Genomic DNA, 19,194 nt, shown 5'->3' with positions numbered 1-19,194 from the left:
CCGTCGTCCTTAGCGGGTTTCCAGTTCGCCGAGCAGCGCGTCGATCGCGCTCGCGGCATCGGTGTCGCGATGGGCCGCGCAGGCCGCGTCGATCGCCGCCGCGCAGCGCGCCAGCGTGCGTGCGTCGAACAGCGTGCGCAGCGGCAGCGCGAGGCCCCAGTGCAAGTTGGCCTGCGCATGCGCCTGCGTCGCGAGCAGCGAATGGCCGCCGAGCTGGAAGAAATCGTCGTCGCGGCCGATCGCGTCGACGCGCAGCACGCGCTGCCAGATCGCCGCGAGCGCGCGCTCGGTATCGGTCGCGAGCGCGACGGCCACCGCCGCCTCGCGCTGCGGCGCCGGCAACGCATGACGGTCGCACTTGCCGTTCGGCGTGACCGGCAGCGCGTCGAGCTCGATCAGCTGCGACGGCACCATGTACGCCGGCAATTGCGCGCGCAGCGCGTCGAGCAGCGCGGCGCAGTCGAGCGGCCCCGCGTCGCCGCGCGCGACGTAGCCGATCAGCTGCTCGTCGCGCACGATCACGACCGCGTCGTGCACGCCGGGCGCCGCGCGCAGCAGCACCTCGATTTCGCCGGGCTCGATGCGCTGGCCACGCAGCTTCACCTGCGTATCGACGCGGCCGAGGTAATCGAGCGCGCCGTCCGGGCGCCGGCGCGCGAGGTCGCCGGTGCGGTACATGCGCGCGCCCGGCACGAACGGATCGGGGACGAAGCGCTCCGCGGTCAGGCCCGGGCGGCCGAGATAGCCGCGCGCGAGGCCCGCGCCGGCCAGATACAGCTCGCCGGTCGCGCCGGCCGGCAGCGGCTGCCACGCCGCATCGAGCACGTGCAGCTGCAGGTTCGCGATCGGATGGCCGATCGGCACCGCGGGCGCGCGCGCGTCGTCGGCGCTGCAGGTCCAGTGCGACACGTCGATCGCGGCTTCCGTCGGCCCGTACAGGTTCACGAGCGTCGCGTCCGGCAGCAGCCGCGCGACCTTCGCGACCAGCTCCGGTGCAAGCGCCTCGCCGCTCGCGACGATCAGGCGCACGCTGTCGCATTGCGCGGCGGCGCCGAAATCGTCGAGATACGCGGCGAACGCGGCCAGCATCGACGGCACGAAATGCAGCACCGTCACGCCGTGCGCGTGGATCGCGGCCGCGAGCCGCGCCGGATCGCGGTGCTCGCCCGGCGCCGCGATCGCGAGCGTCGCGCCGGTCGCGAGCGGCCACACGAACTCCCACACCGAGACGTCGAAACCGAACGGCGTCTTGTGCAGCACGACGTCGTCGCGCGTGAGCCGGTACGCGTCCTGCATCCACGCGATGCGGTTCGCCAGCGCGCCGTGCGTGTTGCCGGCGCCCTTCGGCTTGCCGGTCGAGCCGGACGTGTAGATCAGGTAGGCGAGCTGCGCGTCGTCGACGACGGCGGGCGCGTCGGCATCGTGCGCATCGTCCATTCCGTCGGCGAGCAGCTCGGCGACCGTGAGCAGTTGGGCCGCCGCACCGTTGCCGAGCGCCGCTTCGACCCGGGCGCGCAGCTGCGGCTGCGTGATGACGACCGCGGGCCGCGCGTCGCGCAGCAGGTATGCGATGCGCTCGGCCGGATAGTCGGGGTCGACCGGCAGGTAGGCGGCGCCGGCCTTCAGCACGCCGACCAGCGCCATGACCATGTCGAACGAGCGCTCGACGCACAGCGCGACCGCCGTATCGCGCCGCACGCCGCGCCGGCGCAGCGCGGCGGCCACGCGCGACGTGCGCAGGTCCAGCTCGCGGTAGCTCATGCGCTGCACGCCGTCGACCGGATGCGCGTATTCGAGCGCGATCGCATCGGGCGTCGCGCGCGCGGCCGCCGAGAACTGCAGATGCAGCGGCTGCCGCTGTGCGTCGGGCCAGCTGCGCGCGGTCTGCTGCGCGCGCGCGAGCGCGGTGGATGCCGCGTCGTCGGCGATCGACAGCGTGCCGAGCAGCGCATCCGGCGTGCGGGCCAGCGCGTCGAGCGCGCACGCGAACGCGCGGTGCCAGGCGTCGACGTCGGCGGCGTCGAGGCGTGCGGCGTCATAGCCGTAGTCGATCGTCAGCTCGGCGCCGCTTTCGATCACGAGCGTCAACGCGAAATCGGTCGCTTCGATGCTGCGCACGTCGCTCAAGCGCAGCGCGCGCGGGTCGGCGTCGTCGGCCGCAGCGTCGACCGGATAGTTCTCGAACACGACGAGGGTGTCGAACAGTGCGCCGCCGGCGCCGCGCGCCCAGCGCTGGATGTCCGCGAGCGGCGTATGTGCATGCCCGGCCGCTGCCGCGTTGTCGCGCTGCAATGCGCGCAGCCAGTCCGCCGCGCGCTGCTGCGGCGCGGGCGCGGTGATCACCGGCAGCGTGTTGATGAACAGGCCGAGCACGGCGTCGACGTCCGGCAGCGCATCGGGGCGGCCGGCGACGGTCGCGCCGAACGCGACGGCCGGCTGATGCGTCATGCGCTGCAGCGCGAGCGCCCACGCGCCCTGCACCAGCGTGTTGACAGTCAGCTGCAGCGCACGCGCCGCTTGCGTGACGCGCGCCGTCGCGTCGGCGGCGATCGTCGCGCGCCGCGTCGTCATCCGTGCCGCCGCGCGGTCGGCCGTGCGCGCGGCGATCAGCGTCGGTGCATCGAGGCGCGCGAGCCGCCCGGTCCAGAAGCGCTCGTCCGCGCCGCGCTCGCGGGTGCCGAGCCACGCGATGAAGTCGCGATAGCGCAGCGCCGGGCGGCCCTCGAACGGCGACACCGCGTCGGGATCGCGGTAGTCGCGCAGTACCTCGGCAAGCAGGCGCGCGGTGCTCCAGCCGTCGAGCAGCACGTGATGACGCGTCCACACCACGCGCCACGCGTCGTCCGTCACGCGGATCAGCGTGACGCGCATCAGCGGCGGCTGGCGCCAGTCGAAGCCGCGCGCGCGGTCGGCGGCCAGCCATGCGTCGAAATCCGCGTCGAGCGTCGCGCCGCGCGCGCGCCAGTCGAGCTGCTCGACCGGCATCCGCGCATCGCGATGCACGCATTGCAGCGGCGCGGCCTCGTCGGGTATCACGCTGGTGCGCAGGATGTCGTGGCGCGCGAGCGCCGCATCGAACGCGGCCGCGAAGCGCTCGGCGTCGAGCGCGGTCGCGCGCGCGACGAGCTGGTTCACGTAGCTCGCATGACCGGGCGCGTACAGCGCATGGAACAGCATGCCCTGCTGCATCGGCGACAGCGGATACACGTCGTCGATCGTGCGCCAGTCGAGCGCGGCGCGCTCGATCGCGGCCTGCGTGAGGCCGGCCGCCTGCGCGAGCGGGAAGTCGCCCGGCGTCGCACCGCCGCCGCGCCGCGCGACCCGCGACGCGCACGCGTCGACGAGTTCGCGCAGCGCGCGCGCAAAGCGTTCGGCGAGCGCATCGACGGTCGCGCGCTCGAACTGCGGCGCGCCGTACACCCAGTGCAGCTTCAGCGTGCGCGCGCCGTCGCGGTCGGTGTCGAGGTACGCGTGAATCGCCAGCGTATTGCCGAGCGGCCCGTGCGGGTCGCGCTCGATGCCGGCGCCGCCGAAGCGCGGCACCAGCAGCGCGTCGCGCGGCGCGTCGAACTGGCCGAGATAGTTGAACGTGACGCGCGGGCGCGGCACCGCCGCCAGCGCCGCGCGCGTCGCCGCGTCGCCGTAGTGCGCGAGCACGCCGAAGCCGAGCCCCTTGTGCGGCACCGCGCGCAGCGTGTCCTTGACCGCGCACAGCGTCGCGCACGCGTCGGCCTCGACCGGCAGCGTGACCGGATAGTGGCTCGTCAGCCAGCCGATCGTGCGGCTCGCGTCGGCGTCGTCGAACAGCGCCTCGCGGCCGTGCCCTTCGAGCTCGATGCGGCACGCCGCGGCGCGGCCCGCGCCGGTCAGCGCGCGGGTGAGCGCCGCCGCCAGCAGCTCGATCGTCTGCGTGCGATAGGCCGCGTGCGCATCGGTGAGCGCGGCGCGCGTCAGCGCGGCGTCGATCGTCTGCACGACGACGGCCGCATCGGCGTTGGTCGCCGGCGCATCGGGACGATCGGGCACGAACGCGTCGCCGTGCGCCATGCCGGCCCAGTACGCGACTTCGGCGGCGAACGGCGCATCCGGCCCGAGCGCGGCACGCGCGAGCCGCGCGGCCCATGCATCGGCGCGCAGCCCCGGCGGCGACAGCCGCGCCGGCATGCGTTCGCAGGCGGCGCGATAGGCGGCGTCCAGATCGTCGATCAGGATGCGCCACGACACGCCGTCGACGATCGCGTGGTGAATCGCCAGATACAGCCGCGTCGCGCCGTCCGGCAGCCGCGCCGCGCACGCGCAGGCGAGCGGGCCGCGGCCGAGGTCGAGCCGGCGCTGCAATGCGTCGAAGCGCGCGAGCGCATCGGCTTCGTCGCGCGCGGCGACCTCGGCGAACGGCAACGCGTCGTACGGCTGCGCGGCGTCGTGCGCGCGCCAGCTGCCGTCGGCGCCGCGCGTGAAGCGCTGGCGGAACGCAGCGTGATGGGCGAGCACCGCGGCAAACGCGCGCGCGAACGCATCGGCGTCGAATGGGCCGCGCACGTCGAACGCGACCGACTGGTTCCAGTGGCCCGGATGCGGCACGTCGAGCGCGAAGAAGCGTTGCTGCGCGGGCGTCAGCAGCCCGGGGGCCGACGCGGACGCGGCGGCCTGGACCGGCACCGGCGTTGCGGCCGGCGTGACGCCGACCGCCTCGGTCTTCGCGACGCGCGCGAGCCCGGCGATGGTCGGCGCATCGAACAGCTGCTTCGGCGTGAAGCGCACGCCGAGCTTGCGCGCGCGGGCGATGACCTGCAGCACGAGGATCGAGTCGCCGCCGAGTTCGAAGAAGTTGTCGTCGCGCGCGACCTGCGGCGCCTTCAGCACCGCTTGCCACACCTGCGCGAGCGCCGTTTCGACCGGCCCCTGCGGCGCGTCGCCACCGGCCGCGGCCACCGGCGCCGCGGCGAGCGCGCGCAGCGCCACGCGATCGATCTTGCCGTTCGCGGTGACGGGCAGACGCGCGAGCGCGACGATCTGCGCGGGCACCATGTAATCGGGCAGCGTCGCGCCGAGCGTCGCGCGCACCGCGGCCTCGTCGAACGCGGCGCCGTCGCGCAGCACGACGAAGCTCGCGAGTCGCATGCGGCCGTCGTGCTCGATCGCCAGCGTTTCCGCCTGCGCGATCGGGCCGGCCGCGCGCAGCGCGGCGCTCACCTCGCCCGGTTCGACGCGATAGCCGCGAATCTTCACCTGATCGTCGATCCGGCCGACGAACGCGAGCCGGCCGTCCGCGCGCAGACGCACGCGGTCGCCGGTGCGATACAGGCGCGCACCGGGCGTGAACGGATCGGGCACGAAGCGCTCGGCCGTCTGCGCCGGCCGGTTCAGATAGCCGCGCGCGACGCCGGGGCCACCCAGATACAGCTCGCCGGTCGCACCGGGCGGCACGCATGCGCCGAACGCATCGAGCACCAGCGCGCGCGCATTCGGCAGCGGTGTGCCGAGCGGCACGCCGCTCGCCGCGTCGCGCGCGTCGGCGGCGATCGACACGGTGTCGCACGCGATCGCGCCGACGGTCGCCTCGGTCGGCCCGTAATGATTGATCACGCGGCAGGCCGGCGCGAGCGCGGCCACGCGCGCGACCAGCGCCCACGTGAGCGTTTCGCCGCCGGTCACGAGCGCGTGGCGCGGCAGCACGTCGGCCGGCACGCGCGCATCGAGCAGCGCCTGCAGATGGCTCGGCACGATCTTCAGCACGCCGACGTCGCGGCCGCGCATTTCCTGCGCGAACAGGTCCGGGTCGAACGCGCACGCGGCCGGCAGCAGATGCAGCGTGCGGCCCGCGCACAGCGCGCCGAACAGCGTCGTGTGGCCGAGGTCGGCGGCGACGGTCGAGACCATCGCGAACGACGCGTCCGGTGCGAATGCGAACTCGTCGAGCATGCCCTGCACGTAGTCGGCGAGCGCGCCGTGCGACACGACGACGCCCTTCGGCGTGCCGGTCGAGCCCGACGTATAGATCAGGTAAGCGCCCTGTTCCGGGTGCGGCGCGACACGCACGCCGCCCGCGTGCGCGAGCTGCACATCCTGGGCGAGCGCATCGACGTCGAGCGGCTGCGCGGCCGTGTCGTGCGGCCATGCGGCGGCGGCCGCGGCAGTAGCGGCATCGGCGACGAGCGCCCAGCGCGCGCCGCAGTCGGCGGCCGCGGCGACGATGCGCGCGGCCGGCTGCGCCGGATCGAGCAGCACGGCCAGCGCGCCGGCCTTCAGCGCGCCGAGCAGCGCCGCGACGAAGCGAGCCGAGCGTTCGATGCAGACGATCACCGGCGCTTCGGCGCGCACGCCGCGCAGCGCGAGCGCATGGGCGATGCGGTTCGACGCGTCGTCGAGTTCGGCGAAGGTCAGCGACGCCGATGCATCGGCGAGCGCGACGCGATGCGGATACGCGGCCGCCTGCCGCGCGAACGCGGCGACCACATCGGCATGCTCGACGCGCAGCGCACGGCCGTCGCGCGGCTGGCGCGACGCGGGCGACGCATCGCACGGCAGCTCCGCCGTGACGGTCTGCGGGTCGTGCGCGGCGCACGCGACGAGCGCGGCATAGCTGTCGAGCCACGCGCGCGCGGTGTCGGCGTCGATGCAGTCGGTCGCATAGGCGGCGACGAGCGCGATGCCGCTCGCGTCGTCGGTGAAGTCGAGCGCGAAGTCGAAGCGCGCGGCGAGATCCGGCCCCGGCGTCGCGACGGCGGTCGCGCCCGGCAATACGCTGTCGTGCCGCGCGTCGAACTGCTGGGCGAACTTCACGCGCAGCCATTCGTCGCCGCGCCGCACCGGCGGCTTCACCGCATCGACGACGCGCTCGAACGGCACGTCCTGGTGCGCGACCGCGTCGAGCGCGGCCGCGCGCGTCGCCTCGACGAGCGCGCGGAACGGCTGCGTCGGCGCGACCCGCACGCGCAGCGCGACGGTGTTCAGGAACAGGCCGAGCAAGCGGCGCGTTTCCTCGCGCTGACGATGCGCGACCGGCACCGCGACGACCACGTCGGTCTCGCCCGTCAGGCGCGCGAGCCATGCGTCGAACGCGGCCAGCAGCACGGTGAACACGGTGGCCTGCGCATCGCGCGCGAGCCGGCGCAGGTCGGCCGCGACCGCGTCAGGCAGGCGCACGGACACGCGCGCGCCGTGCTGCGTGCGCGTCGCGGGCGGCTGGCGGTCGGTCGGCAACGCGAGCGGGCCCGGCACGTCGCGCAGCGCCGCGCGCCAGTACGCGAGCTGGCGCTCGCCTTCGCCGCCGGCCAGCATGTCGCGCTGCCAGTCCGCGTAGTCCGCATACTGGATCGGCAGCGCCGGCAACGACGGCTCGCGGCGCTGCGCGTACGCGCAATACGCGGCCGCCAGCTCGTCGAACGCGCAGCGCGAGCTCCAGCCGTCGGTGATCGCGTGATGCGCGGTCAGCAACAGGCGGTGACGCGCGTCGTCGAGCACGACCAGCGTCGCGCGCAGCAGCGGCCCGCGCGACAGATCGAACGGCGCGCCCGCATCGCGTTCGGCCACGCGCGCGGCCTGCGCATCGCGGGCGGCGGGCGGCAGCTCGCGCAGGTCCACCGTCGCGATCCGCACCGGCAGCGCGGCGTGGATGCGCTGCATCACGATGCCGTCGCCGTCGTCGACGAGCGTGGTGCGCCATGCGTCGTGCCGGCCGATCACATGATCGAGCGCGCGTTGCAGCGCCTCACGGTCGAGCGCGCCGTCGATGGTCCAGTGTGCGGCGATGTGATAGGCGGCGCCCGCGTCGCGCGTCTGTGCGAGCACCCAGAAGCGCTGCTGCGCGAGCGACGCCGCGCGATCGACGTACGGCGCAGCCGATGAATCTGCATCGGCATCGGCATCGGCGCGCGCGCCGCGCACGGGAATCGCGGCGAGCGGCGCGCCGGTTTCGCGTTCCGCGCGATCGACCTGTGCGGCAAGCTCGGCCAGCAGCGGATCGGCGAACAGCGCGTCGAGCCGCAGGTTCACGCGCCATTGCGTGCGGATCGCGGCCTGCAGCTGCATCGCGGCGAGCGAATCCGCGCCGAGCGCGAAAAAGCGCGCGTCGCGCGACGGCGGCGCATCGAGGCCGAGCAGCGTCTGCCAGCACGCGGCGAGATGCGCCTCGGTGGCCGTGCGCGCCGGCTCGCCGGCGGGCTGGTCCGCGCGCTGCGCGGCGGCGATCCGTTCGCGCAGCGCGGCGCGATCGAGCTTGCCGTTCAGCGTGTACGGCAGCGCGTCGCAGCGCACGAACCGATGCGGCTGCCACGCGGCCGGCAGCTGGGCGCCGACGTGCGCTTTCAATGCGGCATCGTCCGCATCGTCCGCGGCAGCGCGCAACGCGACGCATGCGATCAGCCGCGTCGACCCGTTGACGGCTTCGGCGATCACGGCTGCATCGGCGACTGCCGCGTGCGTGCGCAGACACGCGGCGATCTCCGCCGGCTCCACGCGCACGCCGCGCACCTGCACCTGATCGTCGACGCGGCCGAGATAGTCGAACGCGCCGTCGGCGCGCCGGCGCGCGAGGTCGCCGGTGCGATAGACGCGCGCGCCCGGCGCGCCGTGCGCGTCGGGCACGAAGCGCTCGGCCGTCAGCGCCGCGCGGCCGTGATAGCCGCGCGCGATGCATGCGCCGCCGAGCAGCAGCTCGCCGGCGCGGCCGGGCTCGCCATTAGCGTAGGCATCGGCGTCGCCATCCGCGTCGTCGTCGATGCGCGCGACGCGCGGGCCGATCGCACGTCCGATCGGCAGCGCCGCGTAGGCATCGTCGGCGTCCAGCGCGGGCGTTTCACCGGGCTCGACCGGCCACAGCATCGGCGAGATCACGGCCTCGGTCGGGCCGTAGCCGTTGACGAGGCGCACGGACGGGAACGTGCGGCGCACGGTGTCGAACGCCTGCTGCGGCAGCGCTTCGCCGCCGAACGCGAGCACGCGCAACGCCGGCGGCACGCCGTCGCGCGCGGCGACGCTCGCGAACTCGCGCAGGTACGCGGGCGGAAACGCGGCCACGCTGACCGATTCGCGCACCATCAGCGCATGCGCGGCGTCCGGCGCGAACGGCTGTGCCGGTGCGATCGTCACGCTGGCGCCGACCGCGAGCGGCGCGAGCCAGCATTCGTGCGCCGCATCGAAATTCACCGACGCGAAATGCAGCAGCCGGTCGTCGGCTTCGATCGGCAGCGCGCCGGCCAGCGCGTCGCAATGCGCGGCGAGCGGCCCGTGCTCGACGACGACCGCCTTCGGCGTGCCGGTCGAGCCCGACGTGTAGATCATGTAGGCGGCCGCGCGCGGATGCACGGGCGCATCTTCCTCGTCGAACGCGGATGCGTCGGCGGCTGAGCCTGCCGCCGATGCGACGTCGAACGTGTGTTCGAACGGCGCGCCGAGCGCCGCGCGCCCGGCCGCATCGACGACGCCGTGACGCAGTTGCGCATCGCGCACGATCCAGTCCAGCCGCGCGGCCGGATGGCGCGGATCGAGCGGCACGAACACGCCGCCCGCCTTCAGCACGGCCAGCAGCGCGACGAACAGCTCGCACGAGCGCTCGACGCAGACGCCGACGCGCACCTCCGCGCCGACCCCGGCCGCGCGCAGCCGGCGCGCAAGCAGCGACGCCTGAGCGTCGAGCGCGCGCCGCGACAGGCGCAGCTCGTTCTGGAAAGGCGCGGCGAGCGCGGGTGCGTCGGGCGCGAGGCGCGCCAGGTCGCGGATTCGGTGGTGCAGCGCAGTCGGGAAACTCGTCATGTGCGTGAAGTCCTTCGGTCCGGCCGCTTCGGCCAAGTCTCGGGGCCGCTTCGGGCGGCTTCACTGGTGTGACGAACGGCGCGGCCGATTTTTTACCGTTTTGCGCATGACGGCCGCGCGCAGGCCGCGCATGGCGAGTTCGCACGCGCTGCTAAATGCCTGCGCTGCTAAATATTTGCGGCGCCCGTTCGTCTATCAGGGAGAGACGCCGCGACCGCGCGGTTGCCGCAGCGCTGCCGTTCGCGCCGGCTCTGCCGGTTGCGCGCGTTTCACCAGCCTTTCTCGCCTGCCCTTCATTAACCGACGTTGCCGATGACAGCCGCCCACGAGCCCTCTTCCCCGCCGTCCCTCGACGCCTCCCCCGGCCGCCCCGCCGCGCGCCTGATCCTCGCGCTGCTGCGCGAAAGCCGCGCCTCGCTCGCGCTCGCGCTCGCCGCCTGCGTGCTCAACGGCGTCGCGAGCGTGCTGCTCGTCGCGACATTGAACCGCGCGCTCGCGCAGCCGGGCGCGGCCGATGCGGCGCTCGCGTGGCGCTTCGCGCTGTGCGCGGTGATCGCGCTCGTCACGCGGATCGTGTCGGGCACGCTGTTCGCCCGGCTGTCGCAGGACACGATGGCGCGGCTGCGCGTGCATCTCGCGCGGCGCGTCGGCGCGGCCGAGCTGCGCGACATCGAGCGGATCGGCGCGGCGCCCGTGCAGTCGGTGCTCACCGACGACGCGACCAACGTGTCGATGCTGTTCTTCGCGTTGCCGAACCTGGTGATGCACGGTTCGATCGTGTTCGGCTGCCTCGGCTATCTGGCGTGGCTGTCGTGGCCCGTGTGCGTGCTCGCGCTCGCCGCGATCGTCGCCGGCTCGCTCGGCTATCACACCGGCGATCGCCGCGCGATCGCGTCGCTCGAGGCGGCCGGCCGCGCGCAGGACCGGCTGTTCGGCCATCTCGGCTCGCTGTTCTCCGGCGCGAAGGAGCTGAAGCTGCACGATGCGCGCGCGCGCCAGTTCGTCGACGGCCAGCTCGGCACGGCGATCGGCGAGGTGCGCGACCATCGCCGTCGCGCGTTCAGCGCGTATGCGGTCGGCGTCGGCTGGATCATCTTCCTGTTCTACGTGTTCCTCGGCGCCGCCGCGTTCTGGCCGCAACTCGGCGTGCACGCCGACGCGTCCACGGCCGCCGGCTACGTCGTCGTGTTCCTGTTCATGCTGGTGCCGCTCGACGGGCTGTTGAACAACCTGCCGACCGTCAATGCCGCGCGCGTGTCGCTCGCGCGCATCGAAGCCGTGATGGCCGAATTCGGCGCGCTGCGCACGGTGCCGCCCGCCAGCGACGCGCCCGACGTGCCGCCGGCCGGCGCCGTCACGCTGCGCGGCGTCACGCACGCGTATTTCCACGAACGCGACGAGCGGATGTTCCGGATCGGCCCGATCGACCTGACGATCCGGCCCGGCGAGCTGGTGTTCATCGTCGGCGGCAACGGCAGCGGCAAGACCACGCTCGCGAAGGTGCTGACCGGGCTCTACGAACCCGAGGAAGGCACGATCGAGGTCGACGGCCGGCCGATCGGCTGGCGCGAGCGCGCCGCGTACCGGCAGCGCTTCAGCGCGGTGTTCAACGACTTCCATCTGTTCGACGCGCTGCTCGGCATCGTCGATCCGGACGACCCGGCGCGCGCGCAGGCCGATGCGCGCGCGAACGCGCTGATCGCGAAGCTCGCGCTCGATCACAAGGTGAAGGTCGTCGACGGCGCGTTCTCGAATCGCGCGCTGTCGACCGGGCAGCGCAAGCGGCTCGCGCTCGTCGTCGCGTATCTGGAAGACCGGCCGTTCTACCTGTTCGACGAATGGGCGGCCGACCAGGACCCGTCGTTCAAGGCCGTGTTCTACGAGCAATTGCTGCCCGAGCTGCGCGCGCGCGGCAAGGCCGTGATCGTCATCACGCACGACGACCGCTATTTCGATCTCGCCGACCGGCTGCTGAAGCTCGACAACGGGCAGATCGTCAGCGATACGGCGCCCGCGCGGGCGTGCGACGGCGCGAACGCGCTGAGTGCGTGATCGTCGGGGCACGCCGGCCTGCATCGTCGTGTTGGTCGCGCCGGCGGTCTCGATGATCGGTGGCAGGCGCGCAGCGATTGCGGCGATGGGCTTGCCTGTGCAGCGCGATCGCGGCGGCCGGCTGCTGCCGCGGGCATGACATCGCCGGATGCGCGTCGCGCTTGCTGTGTACTGGCGTTGGGTTCGATTCGCTGTTGGGCGCATGCGTTGCACGGAGACGTTGCGCAGGCTATGCCGTACATGGCGGAAGGCGCTGTGTCGCTCGGCAACCGAACCAGCGCGGGTTCGCCCCGCTGTTACGAGCGCGCGTAGGTGGTAGCGTGCATCACGGACGACCCGGTGCCGCCCGTCCCCGAAACGCGAAACGTGCGGCCCGCTTACCGACCCACTCACGTGATCGCGCCGGGACGAACGCACAACGAACCCTCGCACACCATGCCCTTCTGAACCGCGCTACCCGGCTGTCCGACGTGAATTCCCGCCGCACGCGTCAGCGCACGGCCGGCAGTTTCAGCATCGTGTCGGTCATCACGTCGGCGAGCTTGAGCGCCGACATCGGGCCGCCGAAGCCCCATATGTTGCGTTCGACGAGCGCGATCCGGTGCTCGCGCAGCGCGGGCACGAAGCACCACACCGGCGAATCTAGCTTCGCCGCAAGCGGCACGTCCGGCCCGCTCGCGGTGACGAACAGCACGGCGAGATCGCGTTGTTTCAGCAGATCGGCGGACGTCACGTACAGCGTGCCCTCGCGCGTCGGCGTGTTCGGCCACGGCGCAAGCCCCATCGCGCGCGCGAGGCCCGCCGACGTGCTGTTGCCCGTATAGGCCCAGTAACGGTCCGGCAGCCCGAGATCCTGCAGCAGCGCGATGCGCTCGCCACCGCGCCCGGCCGCGGCAACCCGCGCCGCATTGCGCGCGATGCCCGCGTCGAGCTGCGCTTCGACCGCTTGCGCGCGCGCGCCGCGGCCCGTGACCGCGCCGATCGTGCGGAAGATCTCGCGCATCCAGTCGAGCTGCGTGATCGGTAAACTGCGTGGCGCGCCACGCTCCGGCACGTTCGGGCTGAACTGGAACAGGATCGTCGGCGCGATCCGGTCGAGCGCGTCGAAGATCGGCGCATGCCGAAAGCCGACGCCGAGGATCAGATCGGGCTGCACGGCGGCGATCGCTTCGAGCCCGGGCTCCTGCCGCGAGCCGACGTCGGTCACGTGGGCGAGCCGGTCGCTGGCGTAGCCGAGCCAGCCCGGATAGAACGCCGTATCAGCCATGCCGACCGGCACGATGTCCAGCGCGATCGCGCTTTCCGCGAACATGAAGTCGAGCGCGACCACGCGCTGCGCGCGCAGCGGCATCGTCGCGCTCGCCTGCGACACGACCGGGTTGCCGGCGAGCGAGCGGCCGGCCTGCAAGGCCGTGGCCGTAGCCATACCCGCGCCACGCCCGGCCGCGCGTGCATCGCTCGCGAGCGCATCGCGCGGCGCCGCGCACGCGGCGGCGAGCGCGGCCAACATCCCGAGCGAACGGCGGCGGCCGGCGTGCATCAGCGGCTCGAGTCCTGCTCGGCCAGCGCCGCATCGTCCATCGTCAAGAGCAGCGGGCAGCTTGCACACAGTCGGGTCTCTCCAGGAATTTCATAGCGCAGACAGCACACGCGGCGCGCGCGAAACGGCGTCGGCAGCAGCGCCGAGCGCGGCACGGCGTCGCGCACGGGCATGCGCAGCGGATTCGGTTCGCCGTCCACGCACGACGCGCCGAACAGCCAGCACGCATCGCGCACGGGATCGGCGACGCACGGCAGCGTCCGGTACATGCCGAACAGATGATCGAGCAGGTTGCCCGCGTTGCTCCACAGCACGCGCGGCGTGACGCGCCCGATCTCGGCGAGCAGCTCGATCACCGCGTGCAGATGCGCGCGCAGCCCGGCGTAACGCGGCGCGGGCGCGTCGCACGGCGCGCCGAGCGCATCGGGCGCGAAGTACAGCGCGCCCGGCATCCCGTCGTCGAGCGCGACGAAGGTGCGGCGCGGCGCCATGTCGAGCGGCCGGCCGAGCGTCAGCGCGGCGGCCACGGCCGCGGGCGCCGCGCGCCCGAAGTAGTACTTGCTCCATTGCGAGATCAGCGCACGCGCATGCCGCGCGGGGTCGCCGCCGTAGTGACGGACCATCGCGTCGAGCAGCGCGTCGCGATGATCGGCCAGCGCCTCGACCGGCACGACGATCCGGCCCGGTGCGTGCGTCTCGTGCGGGCGGCCGAGCCACACGACGTCGAGATGCGCGCCGAGCGCTTCGGGCGCGAACGCGGAAAACCGCGTGGCGCCGGTGTCGGCGGTGCAGCCGGGCGCCGCCGTCATCGCGCCGCGCGCCGCGCGCGGCGCCCCTCGACGATCAGCAGCCCGAGCAGATACGGCGCGCCGATCAGGGCGGTCAGCACGCCGGCCGGCACTTCGCGCGGCGCGACGAGCGTGCGCGCCGCGAGATCGGCCGCGCCGAGCAGCACGGCGCCGCAGGCGGCCGCGACGTACAGCCGCGTGCGATGCCGGCGCGCGCCGAGCATCGTCGCGACGTGCGGCGCCATCAGGCCGACGAAGCCGACCGGCCCCACCGCCGCGACGGCCGCGCACGCGGCGAGCGTCGCGATGGTCAGCGCGAGCGGGCGCAGCGCGGCGACCGGCAGGCCGAGCGCGGCCGCCTGATCGTCGCCGAGCGCGAGCATGTCGAGCGGCCGCGCGAGCCACGCGAACACCGGCACCGCGAGCGCACACCACGGCAGCAGCATCGCGACCTCGCCCCAGCTGCGGCCGTAGGTGCCGCCGACCAGCCACACGACGAAGCGCGCGGGCTGCACGCTTTCCTGCGTGATCAGCCACTGCGCGAGCGTGGTCCACAGTGCGCCGATCGCGATGCCGGTCAGCGCGACCGCGAGCGGTGCATAGCGATGCCGATGATTCAGCGCGAGCGTGATCGCGAGCGACAGCGCCCCGCCCGTCAACGCCGCCGCGGCGAGCGTCAGCTGCCCGGCGAGCGGCCACGTCGACAACGCGAACAGCGTGACGAGCCCCGCGCCCTGCGTGACGCCGAGCACTTCGGGGCCGGCGAGCGGATTGCGCACGACGCTCTGCATCGCGACGCCGCTCGCGGCCAGCAGCGCGCCCGCGAACAGCGCGCACAGCAGGCGCGGCATGCGCAGGTCGATCAGCATGCGCGCGACCGGATCGTGGCCCGCGAACGCGGCCCACCAGCGCGCGGGCGTCACCCATTCGGGGCCGGCCGACACGCCGGCGAACACGATCGCCACGACGACTGCGGCGGCGGCCGCGAACAGCGCGCCGCGCAGCGGCCAGCCGAGCCGCTCGAGCCGTTCCAGCCGGCCGACCAGCCGCGTCGCGCCGCTGCCGGCCGCGCGCTCGGGCTGCGCATGCAGCACGCCCGACCACGCGGCGCCGCGCCGGATCATCGCGAGCATCAGCGGCGTGCCGACCAGCGCGATCGCGACGCCAGTCGACAGGGTCGCGTCGAGCCCGGCGGCGAGCACCGCGCTGTCGGTGGCGAGCACCAGCGCGCCGCCGGCGAGCGCCGACAGCGGCACGAGCACGCCGAGCCGCGCCGCGCGCGCGCCGCGCACCTGACGCAGCAGGTTCGGCGCGACGAGCCCGACGTACGACAGCGGGCCGGCGATGCTGACGGCCACGCTCGTGAACGCGACGGCGACGACCGTCGCGGCGAGCCGCGTCGCGTCGACGCGCACGCCGGCCGCGGCCGCGGCGTCGTCGCCGAGCGCGAGCGGGTTCAGCGGCCGGATCACGAACGGCAGTGCGACGAGCGGCGCGACGAGCCAGCGAACGGCCAACGCGAGGCCGCTCGCGCCCGGCTGATACAGGCTGCCGTTCGCCCACAGCGCGGCGCCGGCGATGTTCTGCTCGAAGAATGCGAGCACGAGCGTCGACAGCGCGGCGAACAGCAGCATGCAGACGCTGCCCGCGAGCACCAGCCGCAGCGGCGTCGCGCGCCAGCCGCCGGCCGCGGCGATCGCGCACGCGGCGGCGAGCAGCCCGCACGCGAACAGCAGCGGCACCGACGCGACGCCGTCCAGCGCCGGCACCAGCATCGCGGCGAGCAGGCCGAGCTGTGCGCCGCCCGTCACGCCGAGCAGATCGGGCGACGCGAGCGGATTGCGCGTGAGCGACTGGAACAGCGCGCCGGCGATGCCGAGGCTGCCGCCCGCGACGACGGCCGCCGCGACGCGCGGCAGGTTCAGCTCGAACAGGAACACGTGCGCGAGCAACGCGTCGTCGCTGCCGGGCGCCGCGCTCCACCATGCGCGCAGGTCGGGCGCGACGCGCAGCACCGCGAGCGCGCCGATCAGCGCGAGCAGCGCAAGCGCGAGCGCCGCGGCGCGGCCGCCGGACGCCGCGTCAGGCGCGCACGCACCGCGCCGCTTGCGTATCGCCAGCGTGGTCATGCGGCGAGGTCCGGATCGGCCGCGCGATCGAACGCGTGCGTCGCGCCGGAGACCGAAGGCCCGTACGCCGGCACGCACATCGGCGCGCCGGTTTGCGGATGCGCGAGCTTCAGCATGTCGACGCCGAATGCCGCGCGCAGCCGCTCGGGCTCCAGCATCGCATCCGGCGAGCCGTGCGCGACGACGCGGCCGGCGCGCATCAGCACGATGTCGTCGCTGTACGCGGCCGCCTGGTTCAGGTCGTGCAGCACCCAGACGATCGTCAGCCCGCGCGCGCGGTTCAGCGCGCGCAGCGCGTCGAGGATGTCGAGCTGGTGATGGATGTCGAGATAGGTCGTCGGCTCGTCGAGCAGCACGATCGGCGCCTGTTGCGCGAGCGCCATCGCGATCCACGCACGCTGCCGCTCGCCGCCCGACAACGCGCCGACGTCGCGCCCGGCGTCGCCCGCGAGGCCGCTCGTGTCGAGCGCCTCGTCGATCGCCGCGTGATCGGCGCGCGACAGGCCGCGCAGGAAGCCGCCGTACGCATAGCGTCCGTACGCGACCAGCTCGCGCACCGTCAGCCCCGACGGGATCTGGTTGAACTGCGCGAGCATCGTCAGCTCGCGCGCGAGCGCGCGGCGGCGAAACGACGCGAGCGGCCTGCCGTTCACGTCGACGTGGCCCGCACGCGCGGGCTGCAGGCCCGCGAGCGTGCGCAGCAGCGTGCTCTTGCCGCAGCCGTTCGGGCCGCACAGCGCGGTCACGCGGCCGGCCGCGATCGACAGGTCGAGCCCGTCGATCACGACCTGGTCGCGATAGCCCACCGTCAGTCCGCGCGCGGCGAGCGCGGCGGCACTACGCGTCATCGGTCCTCCGTGCGGCTGCCGGCGCGGCGCGGTAGCTCTGCGCCATCGCGACCACCACCTTGCGCGGCCCCTCGAACGGGTCGCGCGCATGCGCGCTCAGCATGTTGTCGAGCATCAGCACGTCGCCGGTGCGCCACGGGAACACGATGCGCTGGCGCTCGAGCACGCCGCGGATCTGCGCGAGCGCGTCGGCCTCGAGCGGCGCGCCGTCGCCGTAGTAGACGTTGCGCGGCACGTTGTCGAGGCCGACCGCATCGACGAGCGCGTCCTGCATGTCGTCGTCGAGCGCGGACAGGTGAAACAGGTTCGCCTGGTTGAACCACACGCGCTCGCCGGTGCGCGGATGGCGCGCGACGGCCTGGCAACGCTCGCGCGTGCGCAGCAGCAGTTCGCCGTCGTCGCCGGTGCGCCAGGCGCATTCGATTCCGCGCGCCGCGCACATGCGCTCGACCGTGGCCGGATCGTCGGTGCCGAACGACTGCTGCCACGGCAGGTCGAGCCCCTGGCCGAAGTTGCGCACGTACAGCAGCTCGCGCTGCTCGAAACGTGCGACCAGCGCCGGGTCGAGCGCGCGATACACGGCGCGGCTGTCGGCGATCGGCGTCGCACCGCCCTGCTGCGCCGCGAGCGCACAGTGAAACCAGATCCGCAACGGCCACTCGCGCGTGTACGACTGCTCGTTGTGCAGCGGGATCGCGCGGTGCGGCGGGTATTCGGTCGACGTGTACACCGCGCCTTCGACCTGGCTGCGCGGCGTCGACGCATATTCGTAACCGATCAGCGGATCGCCGAACGATGCCGCGAAGCGCTGGAACGCGTCGATCGACGGCACGCGAAAGCCCGTGAACAGCACACCGCCCGCCCGTTCGAGCGTGTCGGCCGCGATCGCATGCGCGAGCGGCGCGAGCGCGTCGATCGACATCCCGTCGGCGCTGCGCGGCGACACGACGGTGGGCAGTCCCGGCTCGATACGCAGATCGTCGAGCGTCGGCAACGAAAGCAGGGTCATGCAACGTCCTCTTCAGGTAGCGCGCCGCCAGCGGCGCGGCGCGTCACGACGCGCGGGAAGCGGGCTCGCCGTCCATCGCGCGGCGCAGGCTCGCCGGGCGCATGTCGGTCCACACGGCGTCGATGTGCGCGAGGCAGTCGGCCTTCGGGCCGCGCACGCCGACCTCGCGCCAGCCGGCCGGCACCGCCCGGAACGTCGGCCAGATCGAATACTGTTCTTCGTCGTTGATGACGACCGTGTAGACGAGGTCGTCGGTGTCCGCGGAAGGCGTCGTGGCTTGCGTCATGATCGAGAAAAACGGGAGACGGTTGAGGGATGCGAAGCGGCGGAATGTCGATTCAGCCGCTCCTGTATTGAAGACGTTTGGCCGGCGCGATTTTTTACCGGCGCCGCGCGCGGCCGCCGAGAAACACCGGGCATTCGACGCCGCGATGGCACGCATCGAGACATTCGGCGCAGTGCCGCTCGGCGTCGCGCACCATGAAGTGCACGAGCGTCTGCGACACGTTCAGCGCGCGCGCCGCGGTCTGCAGCGTCTCCTCGCGCAGCCGCACCATCTCGAACGCCGCGCGGCTGCGCGCGGGCAGATCGTCGAGCGCGGCGCACACGCGGCGCAGCGCGTCGCGCGTCATCAGCGCGGCCTCGGGCGTCGGCTCCGGCGACGGCACGTCGAAGCCGTCATCCTCGTCCGTGTGATGGATGCTCTCGAAACTCTGCCGGCGCAGCGCATCGATCGACGCATTGCGCACCATCCGCGTCACGTACGCGACCGGCTGGCGCACCGCGTCCTGGTTCGGAAACTCGACGAGCTTGACGAACACGTCGTGCACGACGTCCTCGGCACGGCTCGCGCAGCCGACGAAGCCGCGCGCGACGTTCACCAGCATCGCGCGATGCGCGACCAGCACGTCGAGCAGCGCGCCGTGCGCGTGCGGCGCGCCGCGGCCCGCAGGCACGGCCGCGCGCGGTGCAAGATCGGGACAACTGCCGAGGAACGCATTCGCCGTTGCCGCCGCCGGCCGTTCGAGCACTTGCGCCATTGCCATCGATCCGCTCCATCAGTTTCGAGATGGGG

Annotated in this window: 9 protein-coding genes; 1 reads left to right on the top strand and 8 read right to left on the bottom strand. The window is 73.6% G+C overall.

Annotation, left to right across the window (positions count from 1 at the left end; translation table 11 throughout):
• Positions 1-9: 9 nt before the first annotated feature.
• The gene (locus MYA_RS07115; RefSeq protein ID WP_041493827.1) at positions 10-9,753 is read right to left on the bottom strand and encodes a non-ribosomal peptide synthetase; all 9,744 of its coding nucleotides are present in this window, start codon (positions 9,751-9,753) and stop codon (positions 10-12) included.
• 312 nt (positions 9,754-10,065) lie between these two features.
• On the opposite strand from MYA_RS07115, the gene MYA_RS07110 reads away from it, so the two are divergent.
• Positions 10,066-11,805: a cyclic peptide export ABC transporter gene (locus tag MYA_RS07110; RefSeq protein ID WP_014723011.1), complete on the top strand. Its 1,740-nt coding sequence runs from the start codon at positions 10,066-10,068 to the stop codon at positions 11,803-11,805.
• A 490-nt stretch (positions 11,806-12,295) separates the two neighbouring features.
• On the opposite strand, the gene MYA_RS07105 is transcribed toward MYA_RS07110, so the two are convergent.
• The 7 genes from MYA_RS07105 to MYA_RS07075 form a co-directional block, all read right to left on the bottom strand.
• Positions 12,296-13,345 (bottom strand): ABC transporter substrate-binding protein, encoded by a 1,050-nt coding sequence (locus MYA_RS07105; RefSeq protein ID WP_014723010.1) that lies wholly within the window; start codon positions 13,343-13,345, stop codon positions 12,296-12,298.
• Complete coding sequence (gene fhuF, locus MYA_RS07100) at positions 13,345-14,154, bottom strand: siderophore-iron reductase FhuF (protein WP_011884798.1); 810 nt, start codon at positions 14,152-14,154, stop codon at positions 13,345-13,347. Before fhuF ends, MYA_RS07105 begins: the two co-directional genes overlap by 1 nt.
• Entirely contained in the window at positions 14,151-16,262 is a 2,112-nt protein-coding gene (gene fhuB / locus MYA_RS07095; protein ID WP_014723009.1) for a Fe(3+)-hydroxamate ABC transporter permease FhuB, read from the bottom strand. The genes fhuF and fhuB overlap by 4 nt, the downstream gene beginning before the upstream one ends.
• Complete coding sequence (locus tag MYA_RS07090; RefSeq protein ID WP_014723008.1) at positions 16,259-17,110, bottom strand: ABC transporter ATP-binding protein; 852 nt, start codon at positions 17,108-17,110, stop codon at positions 16,259-16,261. Before MYA_RS07090 ends, fhuB begins: the two co-directional genes overlap by 4 nt.
• The gene (locus MYA_RS07085) at positions 17,100-18,119 is read right to left on the bottom strand and encodes a TauD/TfdA family dioxygenase (RefSeq protein ID WP_041493826.1); all 1,020 of its coding nucleotides are present in this window, start codon (positions 18,117-18,119) and stop codon (positions 17,100-17,102) included. The genes MYA_RS07090 and MYA_RS07085 overlap by 11 nt, the downstream gene beginning before the upstream one ends.
• A 43-nt stretch (positions 18,120-18,162) precedes the next feature.
• Positions 18,163-18,405, bottom strand: a complete 243-nt coding sequence (locus MYA_RS07080) for an MbtH family protein (RefSeq protein WP_011884790.1) — start codon at positions 18,403-18,405, stop codon at positions 18,163-18,165.
• A gap of 94 nt (positions 18,406-18,499) precedes the next feature.
• Complete coding sequence (locus MYA_RS07075) at positions 18,500-19,165, bottom strand: RNA polymerase factor sigma-70 (RefSeq protein ID WP_014723007.1); 666 nt, start codon at positions 19,163-19,165, stop codon at positions 18,500-18,502.
• Between the last annotated feature and the right edge of the window lie 29 nt (positions 19,166-19,194).

Origin of the sequence: Burkholderia sp. KJ006 (assembly GCF_000262695.1) — a bacterium.
Classification (GTDB): Bacteria; Pseudomonadota; Gammaproteobacteria; order Burkholderiales; family Burkholderiaceae; genus Burkholderia; species Burkholderia vietnamiensis.
This window is presented reverse-complemented; position numbering and strand designations above follow the sequence as displayed.